Annotated in this window: 16 protein-coding genes, 1 tRNA gene and 1 pseudogene; 5 read left to right on the top strand and 13 right to left on the bottom strand. The window is 62.8% G+C overall.

The window, feature by feature from the left end:
- Window positions 1-11 precede the first annotated feature (11 nt).
- Window positions 12-389 (bottom strand): ribosome silencing factor, encoded by a 378-nt coding sequence (rsfS, locus tag X757_RS152380; protein ID WP_023668698.1) that lies wholly within the window; start codon window positions 387-389, stop codon window positions 12-14.
- Window positions 390-629: 240 nt separating this feature from the next.
- Here rsfS and X757_RS1000000169685 point away from each other — a divergent pair.
- A pseudogene (locus X757_RS1000000169685) lies at window positions 630-1,494 on the top strand (mechanosensitive ion channel family protein).
- A gap of 15 nt (window positions 1,495-1,509) precedes the next feature.
- Here the strand turns inward: X757_RS1000000169685 and X757_RS152385 are convergent.
- The 5 genes from X757_RS152385 to obgE form a co-directional block, all read right to left on the bottom strand.
- Window positions 1,510-2,790, bottom strand: a complete 1,281-nt coding sequence (locus X757_RS152385; protein WP_023726149.1) for an MFS transporter — start codon at window positions 2,788-2,790, stop codon at window positions 1,510-1,512.
- Between the two features lie 74 nt (window positions 2,791-2,864).
- Entirely contained in the window at window positions 2,865-3,497 is a 633-nt protein-coding gene (locus X757_RS152390; protein ID WP_023726148.1) for a nicotinate-nucleotide adenylyltransferase, read from the bottom strand.
- A gap of 203 nt (window positions 3,498-3,700) precedes the next feature.
- On the bottom strand, window positions 3,701-4,987 hold the full coding sequence (locus X757_RS152395) for a glutamate-5-semialdehyde dehydrogenase (RefSeq protein ID WP_023726147.1): 1,287 nt from the start codon (window positions 4,985-4,987) through the stop codon (window positions 3,701-3,703).
- Between the two features lie 3 nt (window positions 4,988-4,990).
- Window positions 4,991-6,169, bottom strand: a complete 1,179-nt coding sequence (gene proB / locus X757_RS152400) for a glutamate 5-kinase (protein WP_023726146.1) — start codon at window positions 6,167-6,169, stop codon at window positions 4,991-4,993.
- Between the two features lie 2 nt (window positions 6,170-6,171).
- The gene (gene obgE, locus X757_RS152405) at window positions 6,172-7,203 is read right to left on the bottom strand and encodes a GTPase ObgE (RefSeq protein ID WP_023668691.1); all 1,032 of its coding nucleotides are present in this window, start codon (window positions 7,201-7,203) and stop codon (window positions 6,172-6,174) included.
- Between the two features lie 167 nt (window positions 7,204-7,370).
- On the opposite strand from obgE, the gene X757_RS152410 reads away from it, so the two are divergent.
- Window positions 7,371-8,234, top strand: a complete 864-nt coding sequence (locus X757_RS152410; protein WP_023700238.1) for an endonuclease/exonuclease/phosphatase family protein — start codon at window positions 7,371-7,373, stop codon at window positions 8,232-8,234.
- 11 nt (window positions 8,235-8,245) lie between these two features.
- Here the strand turns inward: X757_RS152410 and X757_RS152415 are convergent, their stop codons facing one another.
- From X757_RS152415 to X757_RS152430, 4 genes are all read right to left on the bottom strand, one after another.
- Complete coding sequence (locus tag X757_RS152415) at window positions 8,246-8,779, bottom strand: GNAT family N-acetyltransferase (protein WP_023726145.1); 534 nt, start codon at window positions 8,777-8,779, stop codon at window positions 8,246-8,248.
- A 21-nt stretch (window positions 8,780-8,800) separates the two neighbouring features.
- Window positions 8,801-9,388, bottom strand: coding sequence for a GNAT family N-acetyltransferase (locus tag X757_RS152420; RefSeq protein ID WP_023726144.1), 588 nt, complete (start codon window positions 9,386-9,388; stop codon window positions 8,801-8,803).
- A 132-nt stretch (window positions 9,389-9,520) separates the two neighbouring features.
- Window positions 9,521-9,790: a 50S ribosomal protein L27 gene (gene rpmA, locus X757_RS152425; protein WP_015315190.1), complete on the bottom strand. Its 270-nt coding sequence runs from the start codon at window positions 9,788-9,790 to the stop codon at window positions 9,521-9,523.
- A 99-nt stretch (window positions 9,791-9,889) separates the two neighbouring features.
- The gene (locus X757_RS152430) at window positions 9,890-10,588 is read right to left on the bottom strand and encodes a 50S ribosomal protein L21 (protein ID WP_023726143.1); all 699 of its coding nucleotides are present in this window, start codon (window positions 10,586-10,588) and stop codon (window positions 9,890-9,892) included.
- A gap of 369 nt (window positions 10,589-10,957) precedes the next feature.
- On the opposite strand from X757_RS152430, the gene X757_RS152435 reads away from it, so the two are divergent.
- Window positions 10,958-11,047: transfer RNA gene (locus tag X757_RS152435), tRNA-Ser, on the top strand.
- A 140-nt stretch (window positions 11,048-11,187) separates the two neighbouring features.
- Here X757_RS152435 and X757_RS152440 read toward each other — a convergent pair.
- Window positions 11,188-13,167, bottom strand: a complete 1,980-nt coding sequence (locus tag X757_RS152440; RefSeq protein ID WP_023726142.1) for a bifunctional diguanylate cyclase/phosphodiesterase — start codon at window positions 13,165-13,167, stop codon at window positions 11,188-11,190.
- Between the two features lie 267 nt (window positions 13,168-13,434).
- Here X757_RS152440 and X757_RS152445 point away from each other — a divergent pair, with 267 nt between their 5' ends.
- Window positions 13,435-14,481, top strand: a complete 1,047-nt coding sequence (locus tag X757_RS152445; RefSeq protein WP_023684116.1) for a class I SAM-dependent methyltransferase — start codon at window positions 13,435-13,437, stop codon at window positions 14,479-14,481.
- Window positions 14,482-14,858: 377 nt separating this feature from the next.
- Here the strand turns inward: X757_RS152445 and X757_RS152450 are convergent, their stop codons facing one another.
- A complete protein-coding gene (locus tag X757_RS152450; protein WP_023726141.1) occupies window positions 14,859-15,752 on the bottom strand; it encodes an SDR family oxidoreductase in 894 nt (297 codons plus the stop codon).
- Between the two features lie 127 nt (window positions 15,753-15,879).
- Here X757_RS152450 and X757_RS152455 point away from each other — a divergent pair, with 127 nt between their 5' ends.
- Window positions 15,880-16,818 (top strand): AraC family transcriptional regulator, encoded by a 939-nt coding sequence (locus X757_RS152455; RefSeq protein WP_023726140.1) that lies wholly within the window; start codon window positions 15,880-15,882, stop codon window positions 16,816-16,818.
- A 769-nt stretch (window positions 16,819-17,587) separates the two neighbouring features.
- On the opposite strand, the gene X757_RS152465 is transcribed toward X757_RS152455, so the two are convergent.
- On the bottom strand, window positions 17,588-17,779 hold the full coding sequence (locus X757_RS152465) for a hypothetical protein (protein ID WP_245274218.1): 192 nt from the start codon (window positions 17,777-17,779) through the stop codon (window positions 17,588-17,590).
- Window positions 17,780-17,992 lie beyond the last annotated feature (213 nt).

Raw genomic sequence — 17,992 nt, 5'->3', positions numbered from 1 at the left:
TGAGACGGAGCTCAGTGCAAGGTCTCTTCCTCGAGGTCCGGCGCCTGCCACATCTTTTCAAGATTGTAGAATTCGCGGACTTCTGGGCGGAAGACATGGACGATGATGTCGCCTGAATCGATCAGGACCCAGTCGGCGCCGGACAGCCCCTCGACGCGCGCCGTGCCGAGACCGGCATCCTTGAGCGCCTTGAGGAGGTGGTCGGCGACAGCCGAGACATGACGGTGCGACCGGCCCGACGCGATGACCATATAGTCGCCGAGGCTCGATTTCCGCTGAATGTCGATTGAGACAATATTTTCGGCCTTGGAGTCTTCCAGACTGGCAAGGACTGTCTTGATGGCACGGGACACGGCGTCATCTACGCTGATCCTGGCCGGCGAAGGCATGATGTCAGCCTTCTTCCGCAATGCTGTTCTCAGTGTATTTCCTTTCGCAGCAAGAACAACCAAATCACCCACGAAATCAGGTGACACCCTATAGATAGGCAGAGTTCCCTTGCAGTTTCAAGACGGGAGGCCCTGCCAGCGCGAACGCAGTGCACGACTTCCGGTTCCGGAGCCTTGAGAAAAATCGGAACCCATGGCCGCGGCAGAGGTTATCGACACACCCCCAAACGGATTTTCCTGATGCCAATCGACCCCCAGAACACGCTGCTCACCGTGCAGGCTGGCCTTGCGCAACTCAGCACGCTGATCGTTTCCTATTCCTTCTCCGCCATCGGCGCCATCATCCTGCTGGTCGTCGGCTATCTCGTCGCTGGGCTCGCAGAACGATCGATCTCAGCCGGCCTCGGCCATATCCATGGTTTCGACGCGACGCTGCGCCATTTCTTCTCGAAGATCGTGCGCTACGCCATCCTGATCCTGGTCATCATCATGGTGCTCGGCCAGTTCGGCGTTCAGACGGCCTCGATCATCGCCGCCATCGGCGCCATCGGGCTGNATCGGGCTGGCAATCGGCCTGGCGCTGCAAGGCACGCTGCAGAACATCGCCGCAGGCATCATGCTTCTGGCGCTCAGGCCATTCCGCATCGGCGAATATGTCGAGGTCGGCGCCATTTCCGGCACCGTCGAGGAAATCGGCCTGTTCGCCACCAAGCTCCGCACGACAGACGGCGTCTATGTGCTGGCGCCCAATTCGACGCTATGGAACCAGCCGGTGCGCAATTTTACCCGTAATGGTGTGCGCCGCGGCGATATCACGCTGAGCATCGGCTCCTGGAACGACATCGACCTGGCGCAGAAAACCATGCTGGGCGTTGCCGGCAGCGAGCGCCGCGTCAAGCGAGAGCCGGCGCCGATCGCCTTCGTAGCCACGGTGGGCGATGCCAGCGTCGCCATCACCTTGCGCTACTGGACCACGGCGGCGGATTTCTTCGCCACCCAGATCGATCTCACCAAACGCGTCAAGCAGGCGTTCGACGCCGAGGCCATTTCGGTTCCCGCACCTCCGCCGGAGGCCCGACAGGAAACTGCCGCCACCAGGCAGTAGGAGCTGTGAAACCGTTCAGCGCTGATCTTCCGGGGCGTAGGCGAGCTCCACCGGCAATGGCGCCTGCGCCGACATCGGCGCGAAACTGCCGGTCGCCGTGGCGGGAACGGCCTGCGTCGTCGCCACTCGCCACAGCACGAACAGGCAGAACACGGTGGCGATGATGATCGCCACATAGATGAAGGCCTGCGTTCCATAGACGGCCGACAGGGCCGTCACGATACCTGGCACGATGAAACCCGACAGCGACCAGGCAAACAGCAGCGAACTCGACAGCGCCACCATGTCGTCCTTGCCGGCGCGATCGGCGGCGTGTGCGCTGGCCAGCGAATAGATCGATTCCGAAGCGCCGTCCCAGATCACATAGATCACCACCAGCACCGCCAGAGCGCCACCGTCAAAGCCGATAGCCAGAATACCGGCAACGATGGCCAGTGCCGCAGCGCCGGCCAGCACGTAACGGCGATCGGTACGATCCGAAATCCAGCCGAGCGGGATCTGCAGGATCAGCGTGCCGACGGGCATGGCCGACAAAAGCAGCGCCACATCGGCCTGGCTGTAGCCCTTGGCCGTGGCATGGATCGGTGCGAACCCGGCGATCGCCATCGACAGGCCGCCGACGGCCAGCATGCCGGCCACGCCGACCGGCGAGATCCGCCAGGCGCGGCCAAGCGCCACGGAGGCTGCGCGAGGTGGCGGCGGTTGAGCCAACCGCGTCATGCCGACCGGCAGGATCGACACCGCGGTGAAGGCAATGCCGATCAGCGGCGCCTGCGCCGTCGCGATGTCGACCGCCGCCAGCAGGGCATAGCCGACGCCAAGTCCGGCGACATAGGCGACGTAAAACACCGCCATCACCCGGCCGCGAATGGCGTTTGCGACGGCATCGTTGAGCCAGCTCTGGGCGACGATGAACAGGCCGCATATTGCAAAACCGTAAAGCGCGCGCGCCGCGATCCACAGCAGCGGGTAGGTGCCGGCGCCAATGGCAGCATTCGACAGCGCTATCAGCGCCGACAGCACCATGAAGGCGCGGGCGTGCCCGACGCGGCGCACCAGCGGCCCGGTCAGGATACAGCCGGCAAGTCCGCCGGCAGACAGGCCGGTGATGATCAGCCCGGCCCAGGTCGGATCGAAGCGCTCGACGCCAAGCCGGACCGGGATATAGGCGAACATCAACCCGTTGCCGACCGCGATCAGCGCCATCGACATGATTACGCTGGCAATGGCGATCACGGGCGCCGGCGGGGCGCCATGATTGGGGTCGATGTCGGTCTGGTTCACTAAAGTGGCCATATCCAGCGCAGCATCGCCCAGCCAATCGCGAAAGGCCGCCGTAAAAGCGACATCGGCGATCTGGTCTTACGGAGTTACCCCTTGGCTTGCTGGCGAATAGCACTCGATGACAGCGATGAGCGTGGGCCGTGGATGAAGGTCCAGGCCGGCGCCTTCATGCGGGCGAGCCGGGGCGCGTCACCCTCGTCGACGCGGGCATAGTCGAAGGTCTTGGCCACGACCGAGGACAGGAAGGACAGCGTCGCGCCCGGGCGGTCGATGACGGCGATCGGGAAGGTCATGACGATCTGGCGCCAGCGCTGCCAACGGTGGAAATCGCGGAGTGAGTCGGCGCCCATGATCCAGACGAAGTCGACGCCGGGATTGCGTGCCTTGACCAGCGCCAGCGTGTCGGCGGTGAAGCGAATATGATGCGCCGCCTCGAAGGCGGTGACCTTGATCTTCGGGTTCTTGGCGATCTGCTCCGACTGCAGCAGCCGGTCGCTCAGCGGCGCCAATTCCCTCGTGCTCTTCAGCGGATTGCCTGGAGTGACCATCCACCAGAGCTGGTCGAGCGCGAGGCGCCGCAAGGCAATTTCCGCCACCAGCGCATGGCCGGCATGCGGCGGGTTGAACGATCCGCCGAACAGGCCGACGGCGAGGCCTTTCTCGGCATGCGGCATACGGAGGTAGTGCGAGGGGATGGCGGGCTGAAGGGACGACAGCATGGTGCTAGGCACCCCCCTCTGCCCTACCGGGCATCTCCCCCGCAAGGGGGGAGATCAGCAGCTTCGGCAAAGGCACTTTTCTTGCAACGTTAGTGATTGGCGAAAGCGGAAGAAAAAGCTGATCTCCCCCCTTGCGGGGGAGATGTCCGGCAGGACAGAGGGGGGTGTCTGGGCTCAATGCCTCAAGCCCTGACGCGAATGATTCAAGGCCTCACCTGTCCCGACCCGCGCACGCGGTATTTGAACGAGGTCAGCTGTTCGACGCCGACCGGACCGCGCGCATGCATCTTGCCGGTGGCGATGCCGATCTCGGCTCCCATGCCGAATTCGCCGCCATCTGCGAACTGCGTCGAGGCATTGTGCAAAAGGATCGCCGAGTCGATCTCGTTGAAGAACCGCTCGACCGCTTTGGTATCCTCGGCGATGATCGCCTCTGTGTGGTGTGAGGAGAACGTCTCGATATGGTCGATGGCGCCGGCAATCCCGTCGACCAGTTTTACCGCGATGACGGCGTCGAGATATTCGGTCACCCAGTCGGCATCGGTCGCCGGCTTGGCGTCGAAGAACAGCTTCATCACTTCCTGATCGGCATGGATCTCGCAGCCGGCGGCGCGTAGCGCGTCGAGGATCGGCACCAGATGCGTGGAGGCCACCATGCGGTCGACCAGCAAAGTCTCTGCAGCGCCACAGACACCGGTGCGCCGCATCTTGGCGTTGACGGCGATCCTGACCGCCATGTCAAGATCGGCCGAGCGGTCGATGTAGAGATGGCAGATGCCTTCAAGATGGGCAAAGACCGGCACCCGCGCCTCGCTCTGGACGCGCCCGACCAGGCTCTTGCCGCCCCGCGGAATGATGACGTCGAGATTGCCGGAAAGCCCTTTCAGCATCTCACCGACGGCGGCGCGATCGGTGGTCGGCACCAGCTGGATGGCATCCTCAGGCAAACCAGCGGCCTTCAGGCCCTCGACCAGGCAGGCATGGATGGCGGCGGATGAATTGAGCGAGTCCGAGCCGCCGCGCAGGATCACCGGATTGCCCGCCTTGAGGCAGAGTGCGCCGGCATCCGCCGTCACATTCGGCCGGCTTTCATAAATGACGCCGACAACGCCGAGCGGCGTGCGCACGCGCTCGATCTGCAGGCCGTTGGGGCGATCCCAGGCCGCGATCACATCGCCGACCGGGTCCCTGAGCTCGGCGATTTCACGGATGCCATCCGCCATGGCACGGGTGCGCGCCGGATCGAGCTTCAGCCGGTCCATGAACGAGCCGGACAATCCCGATTCGTGGCCATTCGAGACATCGACGGCGTTGGCGTCGAGAATGTCCTGCTCACGCGAAATGATCGCGTCGGCCATGGCGAGAAGCGCGGCATTCTTGGCGGCGGCGGTCGCAATGGCCAACGGTCGGGCGGCCGCGCGGGCGCGGCGGCCGATATCAGCCATCAGCGCGACGGTGTCATCCCCGGATTGTTCATGCAACTTCAGCATGTCTCATCCTCCGCTTACCTCGCCCCCGGCCCATACCTGGCCGGCAGCCCGTATCTGGTCACCCGGATCGCTCACCACCAGATCGTCGCGGTGAATCATCGCCGAGCGCGCCTCGTAGCCGAGCACGGTTTCGATCTCGGCGGTCTTCAGGCCTGCGATCCTTACGGCATCGGCGGCATCATAGGCAACCAGCCCGCGCGCGATCTCGCGCCCTTCGGGCGACAGGATCGCCACCGTGTCGCCGCGCGAGAAATTGCCGCTGACCAGCCTGACGCCCGCCGGCAGCAGCGATTTGCCGGACAGCAGCGCACCGATGGCGCCGGCGTCGACGGTGAGCCGCCCGGCCGGTTCGAGCTGGCCGGCGATCCAGCTCTTGTAGCCTTTCACCGGATTGGCGCTCGGCCTGAAGAAGGTGGCGCGCTCGCCACGCTCGATCGCCATCAGTGGCGACAGCCTGGTGCCCGAGGTGATGATCATGGCGGTGCCGGCGGCGGTGGCGATCTTGCCGGCGTCGAGCTTGGTGCGCATGCCGCCGCGCGACAGTTCGGAAGCGGCCGCCCCCGCCATCGCCTCGATATCGGGCGTGATGCGGTCGACCACCGGAATGAATTTTGCATCGGGATCGCGCGCCGGCGGCGCCGTATAGAGCCCGTCAATGTCGGAGAGCAGCACCAGCAGGTCGGCGCCCATCATCGTCGCCACGCGTGCCGCCAGCCGGTCATTGTCGCCATAGCGGATTTCGGAGGTCGCTACCGTGTCGTTCTCATTGATGACCGGCACCGCCTTCATCTTGAGCAGCGTCGAGATCGTCGCGCGGGCATTCAGATAGCGTCGGCGCTCCTCGGTGTCGCCGAGCGTCAGCAGGATCTGGCCCGATTTCAGCGCACCCTTGCCCAGCGCATCCGACCATGCGCCGGCGAGCGCAATTTGCCCGACGGCGGCCGCCGCCTGGCTCTCCTCGAGCTTCAGCGCCCGTTTTCCGAGACCGAGAATGGTGCGGCCGAGCGCAATGGCGCCGGACGACACGACCAGGATCTCGGCGCCGCCATTGGCCAGCACCGCAATATCCTCGGCAAGCGAAGCCAGCCAGTCGCGCTTCAGGCCGCTGGTGCGGTCGACCAGCAAGGCCGAACCGATCTTGACCGTGATGCGCCGGTATTTTGTCAGCGACTGCGCCGTCATCGCTATCGGTCCCAGCGGGTCTCGACGGGAGCGGCAGCCCTGTCGCGCGCTTCGCCGACAACTGCCATCAGCGCGCGCAGCACCGCTTCGACGCCCTCGCCGGTGGCCGCCGACAGCAGCATCGGCGCGCGGCCGGCAGCGCGTTTGAGGGACGCAACCTTCTTCTTGCGCTCATCGGCGTCGAGGATATCCACCTGGCTGAGCGCGACGATTTCGACCTTCTCGATCAGCCCATTGCCATAGGCGTCGAGCTCGGCGCGCACGGTCTTGTAGGCTTTGCCCGGGTTTTCCTCCTGCGCCGAGACCAGGTGCAGAAGTACACGCGTGCGCTCGACATGGCCGAGGAAGCGGTCGCCGATGCCGACACCCTCATGCGCGCCCTCGATGAGGCCCGGAATGTCGGCGATGACGAATTCGCGCGCATCGATGCGGGCAACGCCGAGGCCGGGATGCAGCGTGGTGAAGGGGTAGTCTGCGATCTTCGGCTTGGCCGCGGTGACGGTTGCCAGAAAAGTCGACTTGCCTGCATTGGGCAGCCCGACCAGGCCGGCGTCGGCAATCAGCTTCAGCCGCAGCCAGACATTCATCTCTTCGCCGGGCTGGCCGGGATTGGCGCGGCGAGGCGCCTGGTTGGTCGAGGTCTTGAAATGCTGGTTGCCGAAACCGCCATTGCCGCCCTTGGCCAGCAGGAAGCGCTGGCCGACCACGGTCAGGTCGCAGATCAGCGTCTCATTGTCCTCGGCAAACACCTGGGTTCCGGCCGGCACCTTGAGCGTCACATCGGCGCCCTTGGCGCCGGTCATGTTGCGGCCCATCCCGTGGACACCAGTCTTGGCCTTGAAATGCTGCTGATAGCGATAGTCGATCAGCGTGTTGAGACCGTTGACCGCTTCCAGCCAGACATCGCCGCCGCGGCCGCCGTCGCCGCCATCCGGGCCGCCGAACTCGATGAATTTTTCGCGCCGGAACGACACAGAGCCGGCGCCACCGTCGCCGGAGCGGATATAAACCTTGGCTTGATCGAGAAATTTCATTGGACTACGCAGTTTCTGTTGGCCTTGCGGCTTTGCTCTAGATCTTGCGCCTTGCTCTAAACCAAGGCGCGGCCAAGGGCGAGGCCGTTTTGCGACTAAAGCGCCGGATGCCCTTTTGTCGGGGACGCGGTAGCAGTGTTCGCGGACGGAGCTTGAGGGGCGCGGGAATGAAGGTTGTGAGCTACAACATCCAGTACGGTATCGGTCTGGATGGCCGCTACGATCTCGGCCGCATCACCGAGGCGGTTCGCGGCGCCGACGTGATCGCGCTGCAGGAAGTGACCCGCAACAATCCGAGGAACGGCAACCGCGACATGGTCGCCGAGATCGGCGAGGCGCTGCCCGAATATTTTGCCGCCTACGGCAGCAATTTCGAGGTCAATGTCGGCTCGCGCCTGGAGGCCGGCCGCGCCATCACCACCACTTTCCAGCTCGGCAACATGGTGCTGTCGAAGACGCCGATCCATCTGTCGCGCAATCTGCTTTTGCCGCGCAGCCGCAGCCTTGAGGCGATGAACTTCCAGCGCGGCGCACTCGAGGCGCTGGTCGAGACCCCGCTCGGCTTCATCCGCTTCTATTCCACGCATCTTGACCATCGCAGTCCGGTTGAGCGCGCCAGCCAGATCAGGTTCCTGCGCCAGCGCCTGTTGAACTATGCCTTCGAGGGCGGCGGTCTCTCCGGCATTCCCGAGATCGGCCTGCCGGACCTGCCCTATCCCGAAGCCTTCATAGTCATGGGCGACTTCAACATGCTGCCCGGCTCGCCCGAATATGTCGAACTCGTCGGCCGCCCGGACCATGAATTCGGCATGCCGCTGACCGCCGATCTCGCCGTCGACGTCGCCCAGCGCCTGAACACACCAGACGTCGTCACCTGGGTCGATCCCACGCGACCCGAAGACACAAGCCGCCACAAACGCATCGACTACATCTTCACCTCGGCCTCGCTCGCCGGATCGCTGAAGCGCCTGTGGGTCGACCGTGAAGCGGTCGGCTCGGACCATCTCCCGATTTGGGTCGAGATGGGCTGACCGGCGATTGTTCATCTGCCGGCGTTTTTGCGGTCGACGATCGCCATCATGATCGCATCGACGTATCGGCCGTCGATCTTGACCGCGTCACGCTGCACACCCTCGGTGACAAACCCGACCTTGTAGTAGAGGGAGATGGCGCGGGCATTGTCGGAATGCACGGAAAGCTCGATGCGGACGAAGCCGATGTTGCGTGCTTCCGTCAAGGCGGCATTGATAAGCCGCAGTCCCAGACCACGTCCTCGATAGTCCGGCACAATTCCCATTCCAAGGGTGCCGCGATGAGCATGTATCTGCCGGTCATGCCGTGAGATATCGCACCAACCGACAACCTCGCCACGAACAACCGCCACGAACCCTGGGTCGCCTCTCCCGATGCGGTCCACTATGAATGTTCGGGTTTGATCGAGCGGCGGCGCTTCCAGGAAAGACGGGTACTTCCGCTCACGCGCAACGATGTCGAGCGCCTGGTGAAAACTCTCGACATCGCGCGGCGTCATCGGCGCAATCGTGACTGCTTCGATATCGTTGCTATAATCGGCCATCGGCTTGATCGGAACAAACCATCAGAAGTGGACCCAGTTGCGCAGGCTGATCCAGGTCTTTCTGTCCAGCCGGTACCGCTCGACCGGCACCTGGCCGGCGACGATCGAGTTCAGCATGCCCTGGCCGGCATACTGGAAGCCGCATTTGTGGATGACCCGGCGCGAGGCCGGATTGATCACCCGCGTCGAAGCCTGCAGCACCTGGATCGACGTCCGTTGGAAGGCGAGGTCGACCAACGCGTGCGCGGCCTCCGTCGCATAGCCGCGCTTCCAATAGGGCTCGCCGATCCAGTAGCCGAGTTCCAGCCCGCGATCGGTCATGTTGAGGCCGGCGCAGCCGACGAAAATGTCGGTGCCGGCGAGCGTCAGGGCGTAGGCGATGCCGGCCCGGCGCGACCGGGTCATGGCCAGGAAGGCGCGTGCCTCGGCCTCGCCATAGGGGTGCGGCATGCGGGCCAGCATCTCGGCGACATGACGGTTGTCGGCAAGCTCGACCAGTTGCCCGATATCGGCTTCGCGGGGAGCGCGCATCACCAGCCGCTCCGTGGCCAGCACCGGGCAATCTATCGCGTAACTTTCGTCTTCGGTGTCTTCCGCTTCGGCAACCATTCGACGTCCTCCAGGCAAGAAAAAAGGGGAGATGGAAAACCCATCTCCCCTGATCCTTTTCCTGGCTCCATTCACTGGTTTGGCCAGACACCGGTTCCCGAGATGGGCGCCGGTTTTATAGTGCGGGACCGGCTACTCCGCGGCTTTGGTAATCGGGTTGACCGATACGTAGGTTCGGCCGTTGGCTTTTTTGTTGAAGGTGACTGCGCCGGTCTCGAGCGCAAAAAGGGTGTGGTCCGTGCCCATGCCGACATTGACGCCGGGATGCCAGGTGGTGCCGCGTTGACGGATGATGATGTTGCCCGGGATGACGGCTTCGCCGCCGAACTTCTTCACGCCCAGACGCTTGGAATGCGAGTCGCGACCGTTGCGCGACGAGCCGCCAGCTTTCTTGTGTGCCATCTAACTAACTCCGATGCGCCCTGGGGCGCTTGAATGGTCTTATGAACGCGTTCGCGTTCCGTTTCAAGTCCGATCCGGCGACCTTGTCGCCGGTTCGTTTTACTTCTTCGCCAGTTCCTTGGCCTGCTCGCGCCAGTCGTTGATCTGGTCGGTGCTGAAGGGCATGTGCGCGTCGATCTTGGCCACGTCCTTGTCCGACAGCTTGGCAAGCTGGGCGAAGGTGGTGATGCCCTGCTCGTGCAGCTGGCCGGCGGCAACCGGGCCGATGCCCTTGATCACGGCCAAATCGTCCGGCTCGCCCTTCGGCGCCTTGAACAGCGGCGCGGCGACGGCGGTCTCCGTCTTGGCTTCATCCTTCGGAGCAGCCTCGGCTTTGGCTTCCTTCTTCGCCTTGGCTTCCTTCGGCGCGGCCTCAGCCTTCGCCTCGGGCGCTACGTCAGCCTTGACTTCCACCTTGGCTGCGGCCTTCTTGGAAGGCTTGGCGCCACCCAGCAGGATCTCGGCGATCCGCACGGTGGTCAGAAGCTGGCGGTGGCCGATCTTGCGGCGCGAATTCTGCCGGCGGCGCTTCTTGAAAGCGATGACGGTGCGGTTCTTGCCCTGCTCGACGACTTCCGCCGTGACCAGAGCGCCATCGACGAACGGGGCGCCGAAGGTGACATTTTCGCCTTCGCCATGGGCGAGGACGCTGCCGATTTCGACGATATCGCCGACATTGGCTTCGAGCTTCTCGATCTTCAGGAGATCGTTGGCGGCAACGCGATACTGCTTACCGCCCGTTTTAATGACTGCGAACATTTTTTGCCTTTCGCTGTTCGGTCGGCCTCGATGAGCCGCGTCACGCGGTTCGGCCGTCTTTTTGTCAGTCTGCGGGTTCGAAAAACAAGCGGCGTGGAAGAACCCTCCACGCCGATTGCGCGCTTCCCCTAACCGAAGGTTCGGTACGAGTCAAGGCAAACGGGCGGAATCCTTGGCCACGCCGCCTCCTTGCCGCCCCCGATCTCTCCGGTCGAGGACCGGTTGGCCCCATCTGCCGACGTGGCCGCAACGCAGCCCTCCAGACAGAGCCCGCACAGGAAGCTGAATTCCCCCGCGGATTTGGCCTTGTAACCTGCCCGCCCAGCCGTTATCTAGTGCGCCGCGCCGGCAACGGCCGACCATGACCGCGGAGAGGTGGCAGAGTGGTCGAATGCACCGCACTCGAAATGCGGCATGGGTGCAAGCCCATCGGGGGTTCGAATCCCTCCCTCTCCGCCACCCTACGCCCTGCGGGCTTCGGGTGGCAGGCCACCCGGAACCGCATCTGGGCGTAGGAGTGTCGCCCGAAGCTACGAAGTAGCGTAGGGGGACCGGAACGAAGCAGGATGCCCTCCGAAGCTTCAGCGAAGGGGCTGCCGCTAGGCAACAAGGCCTTGCCTCATTTGGTTTACGCCTTCGATCGGGACTGGATGCCCGGTGAGGAAGCCCTGCATCAAATTTACCCCCAGGCGCTGCAGCAATATGTACTGCTCCTCCGTTTCGACGCCCTCGGCGAGCACGACATGGCCGAGATTGCGAAGCAGCCCGACCATGTCCCGCAAAAGGCTCAAGCCGCGAGAGGTCTGGCAATCGTGGAGGAAGCTGCGATCGATCTTGACCACGTCGAATTTGAAGCGGCGGAGCCATGTCAGGCCGGCAAATCCCGTTCCGAAATCGTCCAGCCAGATCTGAACGCCGAGTTTTCGCAACCGCTCCACGTTTCTTACCGCTTGCGCCTCCAGAAAGATGTCACTGCCTTCGGTGATTTCGATGGCCAGTTTCTGGGGCGCAAGGCCGTGCCTGCCAAGGATCTCGGTGATCCGGAGTGAAAAGTTGGGAGCCTTGAGCTGAAGAACGGAGACGTTCACCGTCACGACCGAGCCCAATCCATATTCCGCCATGTCACCGCAGGCTCGATCGATCAGCCACGTACCCAGTTCCACGATCGCTCCGGTCTGCTCGGCAACGGGTATGAATACGGACGGACTGATCATGGTGCCGTCGAAGTCGCATACCCGCATCAGACTCTCGTGGCCCAGCACGCGTCCCGACGCCAGCTCGCGAATTGGCTGGTAAGCGACAGAAACGAGCTGGTTGGAAACTGCCACCTTCAGCAGTTCTGAAAGATTTTCGCCGGAGCGATCCTGGCTGGTGGCATGCGGGTCGTAAATCGTGAACGTAGCCCGACCGGCAAACTTGGACGCGTAGAGCGCGCGGTCAGCTTCCTGCAGCAGGATTCTAAGCTCTATGCTCTGATCGGCGCGCGTCAACGACGCCCCGGCACTGATCGTTACGATGTTGAGCTTGTCGCCCCGATCAGGGTGGTAGATATCCAAATCCTCTACAGCGCGACAGAATTTCTTCGTTATCTCATGAAGGTGAGCCCGCCCGGTGACCTTGCAGAGAATGACGAATTCTTCTCCGCCATAGCGGGCCGCGATGGCGTTGTTGGCAGCCGCCATCTCGGAGAGGACATGGGCGAGTTTGATCAGGCAATCGTCGCCGGCCTGATGACCAAGTCCGTCATTGAACCTTTTGAAGTAGTCGACGTCGATCAGAATGAGCCCTATCTCGTCGTCGTCCGCGGCCCAGTCTTCGCGCAGCTCCGAGAATTCTCGAATGATCGCCCTGCGGTTCTTCATTCCCGTGAGCGGATCGGTGTCGGCGATTTCGGTTAGCTTCTGCCCCTTCTTGATAGCAGCCTGCTCCTGGAACTGCGCCCGAAGCGCGTGCAGGAAGGTCTGGTACCGCTCCAGGCTCAGCCGCCACGAAAGATAAAGCGACAAGACGAGGCAGTTCACGAAATAGGCCGACAGCACGATGCGGCCGGCGATGTCGGCCTGAAGGGAGAACATCGCGGCGTACACAAAGCTTGCGGCGACCGTCGCGGAGGCAAGGGCTGAAAGCCAAAAACGGAAGTTGAAGAACAGATTCGCACCCAGGATGAACACGGTGCCAAAAACCATGAAATGGGAGAGGGCATCCTGATGCTCTGTTCCAACAGCGGAGACGAGCCACCCAAGGGCACCGGAGACAATCGCCAGCGCTGCTACAAGGTGCAAGGTGGCAAGGGCAAAGCCCCGTCGGGCGACAAATTCGACAAGCGCCAGGGAAGTGACCCCTAGCGTAACGCGCGTCAAAACAAGCCGGCCGGCGACATCCGGAAAGAGAAACCAATCGAAAAGGCCATAGGCCACATAGCTGAATACAGCAGCCGCAATACCCCATCGCACAAGACTGCGATTCTCATCGGCATCCTTCTGCAGGAACAGTGTCAGGAGTTCCGGATCGGCGGAATGCCACCGCGGACGTCCAATCGCTGCCGCCACCTTCTGGGCAACGTCCTCGCTCAGTTGCATCGCAACGCTCCTCCGCGATCTGCAGTAGCGAATGCAACAGCCGACGTCGCCTGCGGTCGGGGAATGAAGACGTCCCTGTCCGCAAGAAAAGTCAGATGTCGCTAACCGAGGGTAAACGGGCGGTTCGGATTTAGCCAGTTTGCAGGATTGATGGCCATTCCGTTGATTCAAATTTTACTAAAATTTTATTAAAATTGTTAGCATTGGTTGGCGGCGCACCTATGCTGCTGGCCGGGGACCGGGGCGGTAAACCGGAGAGTAAACGGCATGCCTATCAAGCCAAAACTGCAGCTCGACCAATACAGCCTGGTCACCACCAGGCTGATGAAGAAACATGTTGCGACCTCCGAAGAGGCGGCTGACTCCGACGAGTTGAGGGACAGCACGGCCCAGCTCGCCCTGATACTGGACCTTGCTCATCAAGCCTTTGCGCGAAACAAACCGGCCGCCCCCGTCGTCCATCGTTTGGCGGGGCGACTCCACAAGCTCCGCCGGCAGGTTGCTACCGCGGTTTGGCAGAAACTCGTTCCTTTGGCTCAGCAGCATCGGGTCGCGGAATATTTGCTCCAAGACCCGTTCACGCGGTGGTCGGTCGAAAAACCGCGCGGGTATTCAGGCGATGCAGGCCTGCTGGATATTTACTACAAGCATCCGATCGCCGACGAGATCGTGGCCTCGTCGACCTTACTTGGTCGGCAAATTTATGCGTACACCAGTGAAGCTGCCAGTTCGGTGGCGGGGCGCGAGCGGCGGGATATTCTGGCCAGGACCGTGGACGAGACGGCCAGCAGTGTGGAAAAGGCTGAGGTGCTGGCGATTGCCTGCGGCCACCTCAGGGAAGCCGAACGCTCCGATGCGTTGGCCAGGCATAAACTGCAACGTTGGATCGGCCTGGATCAGGACCCCGTCAGCGTAGCCACGGTGAACCACGACTTTGCCGGCACGGCAGTCGAGGCAGTCCAGGGTTCCGTACGCGGCATCCTACGCCGCGCCTACGCCCTTGGCACATTCGATCTCGTCTACGCATCGGGGCTTTACGATTACCTGCCGCGTGCCATCGGCGTCCGCCTGCTTCAAAGAGCCATGGAACTCGTCAAGCCCGGTGGCGAATTCCTGTTTGCCAATTTCAGCGACGAGATAACGACGGATGGTTACATGGAGACTTTCATGGATTGGCCGCTCATCCTACGTTCGGCCGACGATATGTGGGACATCATCAATGCCGCCCTCGGCGGGAGTCCTTTCGACGCGAAAGTCTACTATGGCTCGAACCGGAATATCGTTTACGGCAAGGTGAGGAAGGGCGATCTCTAACTAGGCGCGGGAATCGCGCGCGCATCCCCGTAACAAGGTAGGTCTGCCATGACGAGGCCATGCCTTCGCCGGCTTTCCGGCGACGGGCGAGCAGGTCGTCCGGGCTGCGGGCGGCCTACGCCGTGTTCGTTCTGCTTGCCGCCATACAGATGTGGCGGCGGGTCCAGCAGCACGACGGTGCTGCCCNGCGAGCAGGTCGTCCGGGCTGCGGGCGGCCTACGCCGTGTTCGTTCTGCTTGCCGCCATACAGATGTGGCGGCGGTTCCAGCAGCACGACGGTGCTGCCCGCTCGGCGGGCTGCGTCTGGCCGTTTTGCTGGCACTGCCGCTGATCGCCAGGCTGTCGGTCGTGCAATGCAACGCGACTGGCCGGCCTGATCAGGCCTCGAAATAGCGGGCACGATCGAGATCGGCGATGAGCCCCGGCCCGGTCGGCTGCCATCCCAGCGCAGTGCGGGTCTGCTCACTTGACGCCGACAAGTCCCTGCCGATGAAATGCCCGAGAAAGCCGAAATGCGCAGCCGCGTCCTCGGGACCTATGGAAACGACCGGCAGGCCGAGCCGGCGGCCGATGATCTCGGCGATCTCTTTGCTCGCCACGCCCTGTTCGGCAACCGCATGATAGCTGACGCCGCCCGTCCCCTTCTCCACCGCCAGCCTGTACAGGGTGGCGGCGTCGAACCGGTGCACCGCCGCCCAGCGATTTGCGCCGTCGCCGACATAGGCCGAGACGCCCTTTTCACGCGCAATGGCAATCAGCATCGGCACGAAACCGTGATCGCCCTCGCCATGGACGGTCGGCGCCAGCCGCACCGTCGATGCGCGCACCCCGCGCGCTGCGAGCGCCACGGCCGTTGCTTCCGAAGCGCGCGGCATGGCGGCCGATGGAGGCGCGGGTTTGTCGTCTTCGGTTGCCGGCCTTCCCTGCGCAAAACCGGCGAGGCCGGAGGTGACAAGCAGCGGCCGCTCGGAACCCTCGAGCGCCGCGCCGAGCGTTTCGATGGCGCGCTGGTCAACTGCGCAACTGGCGGCGAATCTCGAAAAGTCGTGGTTGAAGGCCGTGTGGATGACGCCATCCGATTGGGCAGCGCCGCTGCGCAGGCTGTCGAAATCCTCGATATCGCCGCGATGCGCCTCGGCGCCCGCGGCCACGATCGACTCCGCACCTGCTTCCGACCGCGCGAGGCCAAGCACCTGATGGCCCGCCCCGAGCAATTCCCGCACAACAGCCGAACCGACAAAACCGGTAGCCCCGGTAACGAACACACGCATGATCATTTCTCCTTGGTTTTCGGCGAAGGCCGTACAGGCAGCCCGTTGCCGAAGGAGATAGAAGGTTGCGATCATACGATCTATACTGTAAAATCCGAGATATCTTCGCAATCGTCCGAGAACGCTCATGGATCCGCTGTCAGACGTGCTGTCGCTACTGAAGCCGCGCAATTACCTGTCGGCTGGGCTGGAAACCGGTGGCGACTGGGCGATCCAGTTCCCTGACCAGCAGGCCGCCATCAAATGCGGCGCCGTGGTGTCCGGCCGATGCTGGCTGTCGGTCGAGGGCGTCCCTGACGCGGTGCGGCTGGACGTGGGCGAGTGCTTCCTGTTGCCGCGCGGCCGGCCTTTCCGCCTTGCCAGCGATCTCGGCCTGCCGACGGTCGATGCGCGAACGATCTTTTCACCGGCGCGGACCGGCGGCATCACCGTCCATAATGGCGGCGGCGATTTCCTCCTGGTCAGCAGTCGCTTCACGCTGTCCGGCGACCATGCCGGCATCCTCTTGCGGATGCTGCCGCCCATCGTCCACATCCGCGCCGAGAGCGACCATTCGGCGCTTCGCTGGCCGGTGGAGCGGATGATGCAGGAATTGCGCCAGCGGCGTCCCGGCGGCTTTCTCATCGTCGAGCACCTCGCCCACATGATCCTGATCGAGGCCTTGCGCCTGCATATGACCGCGCAAGACAATGTCGGCTGGCTGTTCGCACTTACCGACAGGCAGATCGGCGCGGCGATCGGCGCCATGCACGAGGACCCGGCGCATGGCTGGACATTGCAGCAACTGGCGGAGCGCGCGGGCATGTCGCGATCGACTTTTGCGCTCAGATTCAAGCAGACGGTCGGGGCCTCACCCCTGGATTATCTGACGCGCTGGCGCATGATGCTCGCCGGCGACCGGCTGATGCATTCCGGCGATCCGGTGTCCGTCATCGCCCTGGCACTCGGCTACGAATCCGAAAGCGCCTTCAGCACCGCGTTCAAGCGCGTCATGGGCTGTTCGCCGCGCCAATACAGCCGCCGGGAGCCGGACCTGACTGCGCAGGGCGAACGCGAAGCCGCCTGAGGCGGCGATCCGATCGCCTTGATCACCTTGCCCTTAGAGGCTGTAGCGCGAACGAAACTCGGTGAACGACATCGCCAGATTGTTCTCGTCCACATGGCCGGTGATCCCGTCCACACTGCGCGAGTCGAGTTGTAGCGGGCGAGCCAGAGCGGACAATTGCCGAAGCCGCTCGGATTTCCCAGCGCGCTTCGACCGCTGCGGCCCTTCTGCTCAGATCGATCCCTTGCTTGCTCCATGGCATGCGCTTGACAATCGACTGATTCGCAACCCTTCGGGGATATAAGTATTCCAGTTAACTTAGGGACAATCGGCAGCAGGAACTAGATTTCAGACGCTCAATTGGCACGAGCAAAATCGCGTTTTTCATGCTTTCAGAATGACTTGCTCGCGTGCTGGCGGTTAACCGGCACCAACTTCTCCGATTTCCTTGCCTCTACGGCTGGGTAGCGCAATAGGGTTAATTGCGCGATTGCTAATATGCCTATATCTTAGGCGGCGCGGGGGGCCTCATATCTTCCCGCAGTGGCCGGTGCGGTGAAGCCCCACAAGCATGCCCAACCTGCACCGGCCATTCCCTATGGCTGGGTATGGTGTTCCCGCTCGGCAATCTTTTCCAAGAGCTTCCGTGAAGCCTCTAGGACGCGTCGCGTTTCGGCGATGGTCGATTGCAGGGAGTCCAGTTGGCTCTCCGCTCGGAGCTGGCTACGGCGGGCGCTTTCAATGAACTGGTGGTCAGGTTCCCACCGGTCTTTCATCGGGCTTAGCCTCTCTACAGACGAACGAACTTGTCGAGATCCAGGCGTATCCGCTGGCCCTCAGCATAGGACAGCGCAAACGATTCAATCACGAATGATCGGGTAATTTCCTGGTCTTCCTTGGCCACACGAACGGACCATTCGCCGCCGGCTTCGACCACTTCCACGCAAGGCAATGCTTTGCAGATTGGACCCACGTTATCCACCACAGCCTCCTACGAAAAGCAATGGTAACGTCGAGTTCTATACTCCCGTCGAAAGCGGGTTTTCAACAACAAAGATGGTCTGAATCATACCATTCGGCTCAGCGGATAGCGGCTGCCGACGTAGCGTCTCCAAGGCCAAGAAAACCGCCACCCGCGCGCAACAGCGGGATCCATAGTCACGGCTACATCTGAAGAATCGACCGCATAGATTCA

Source organism: Mesorhizobium sp. LSHC412B00, from assembly GCF_000503035.1.
Lineage (GTDB): Bacteria > Pseudomonadota > Alphaproteobacteria > Rhizobiales > Rhizobiaceae > Mesorhizobium.
Note: the sequence above shows the minus strand (reverse complement) of the source record. Positions and strands in the feature narration are given on the sequence as shown.

What these genes read in the sequence shown, in the direction of transcription:
- X757_RS152445 (WP_023684116.1), top strand. Translation starts at nt 13,435, where the DNA reads ATGCCTATCAAGCCAAAACTGCAGCTCGACCAATACAGCCTGGTCACC.
- X757_RS152415 (WP_023726145.1), bottom strand. Translation starts at nt 8,779, where the DNA reads ATGGCCGATTATAGCAACGATATCGAAGCAGTCACGATTGCGCCGATG.
- rpmA (WP_015315190.1), bottom strand. Translation starts at nt 9,790, where the DNA reads ATGGCACACAAGAAAGCTGGCGGCTCGTCGCGCAACGGTCGCGACTCG.
- X757_RS152395 (WP_023726147.1), bottom strand. Translation starts at nt 4,987, where the DNA reads ATGCTGAAGTTGCATGAACAATCCGGGGATGACACCGTCGCGCTGATG.
- rsfS (WP_023668698.1), bottom strand. Translation starts at nt 389, where the DNA reads ATGCCTTCGCCGGCCAGGATCAGCGTAGATGACGCCGTGTCCCGTGCC.
- X757_RS152440 (WP_023726142.1), bottom strand. Translation starts at nt 13,167, where the DNA reads ATGCAACTGAGCGAGGACGTTGCCCAGAAGGTGGCGGCAGCGATTGGA.
- proB (WP_023726146.1), bottom strand. Translation starts at nt 6,169, where the DNA reads ATGACGGCGCAGTCGCTGACAAAATACCGGCGCATCACGGTCAAGATC.
- X757_RS152390 (WP_023726148.1), bottom strand. Translation starts at nt 3,497, where the DNA reads ATGCTGTCGTCCCTTCAGCCCGCCATCCCCTCGCACTACCTCCGTATG.
- X757_RS152410 (WP_023700238.1), top strand. Translation starts at nt 7,371, where the DNA reads ATGAAGGTTGTGAGCTACAACATCCAGTACGGTATCGGTCTGGATGGC.
- X757_RS152385 (WP_023726149.1), bottom strand. Translation starts at nt 2,790, where the DNA reads ATGGCCACTTTAGTGAACCAGACCGACATCGACCCCAATCATGGCGCC.
- X757_RS152455 (WP_023726140.1), top strand. Translation starts at nt 15,880, where the DNA reads ATGGATCCGCTGTCAGACGTGCTGTCGCTACTGAAGCCGCGCAATTAC.
- X757_RS152450 (WP_023726141.1), bottom strand. Translation starts at nt 15,752, where the DNA reads ATGCGTGTGTTCGTTACCGGGGCTACCGGTTTTGTCGGTTCGGCTGTT.
- obgE (WP_023668691.1), bottom strand. Translation starts at nt 7,203, where the DNA reads ATGAAATTTCTCGATCAAGCCAAGGTTTATATCCGCTCCGGCGACGGT.
- X757_RS152430 (WP_023726143.1), bottom strand. Translation starts at nt 10,588, where the DNA reads ATGTTCGCAGTCATTAAAACGGGCGGTAAGCAGTATCGCGTTGCCGCC.
- X757_RS152420 (WP_023726144.1), bottom strand. Translation starts at nt 9,388, where the DNA reads ATGGTTGCCGAAGCGGAAGACACCGAAGACGAAAGTTACGCGATAGAT.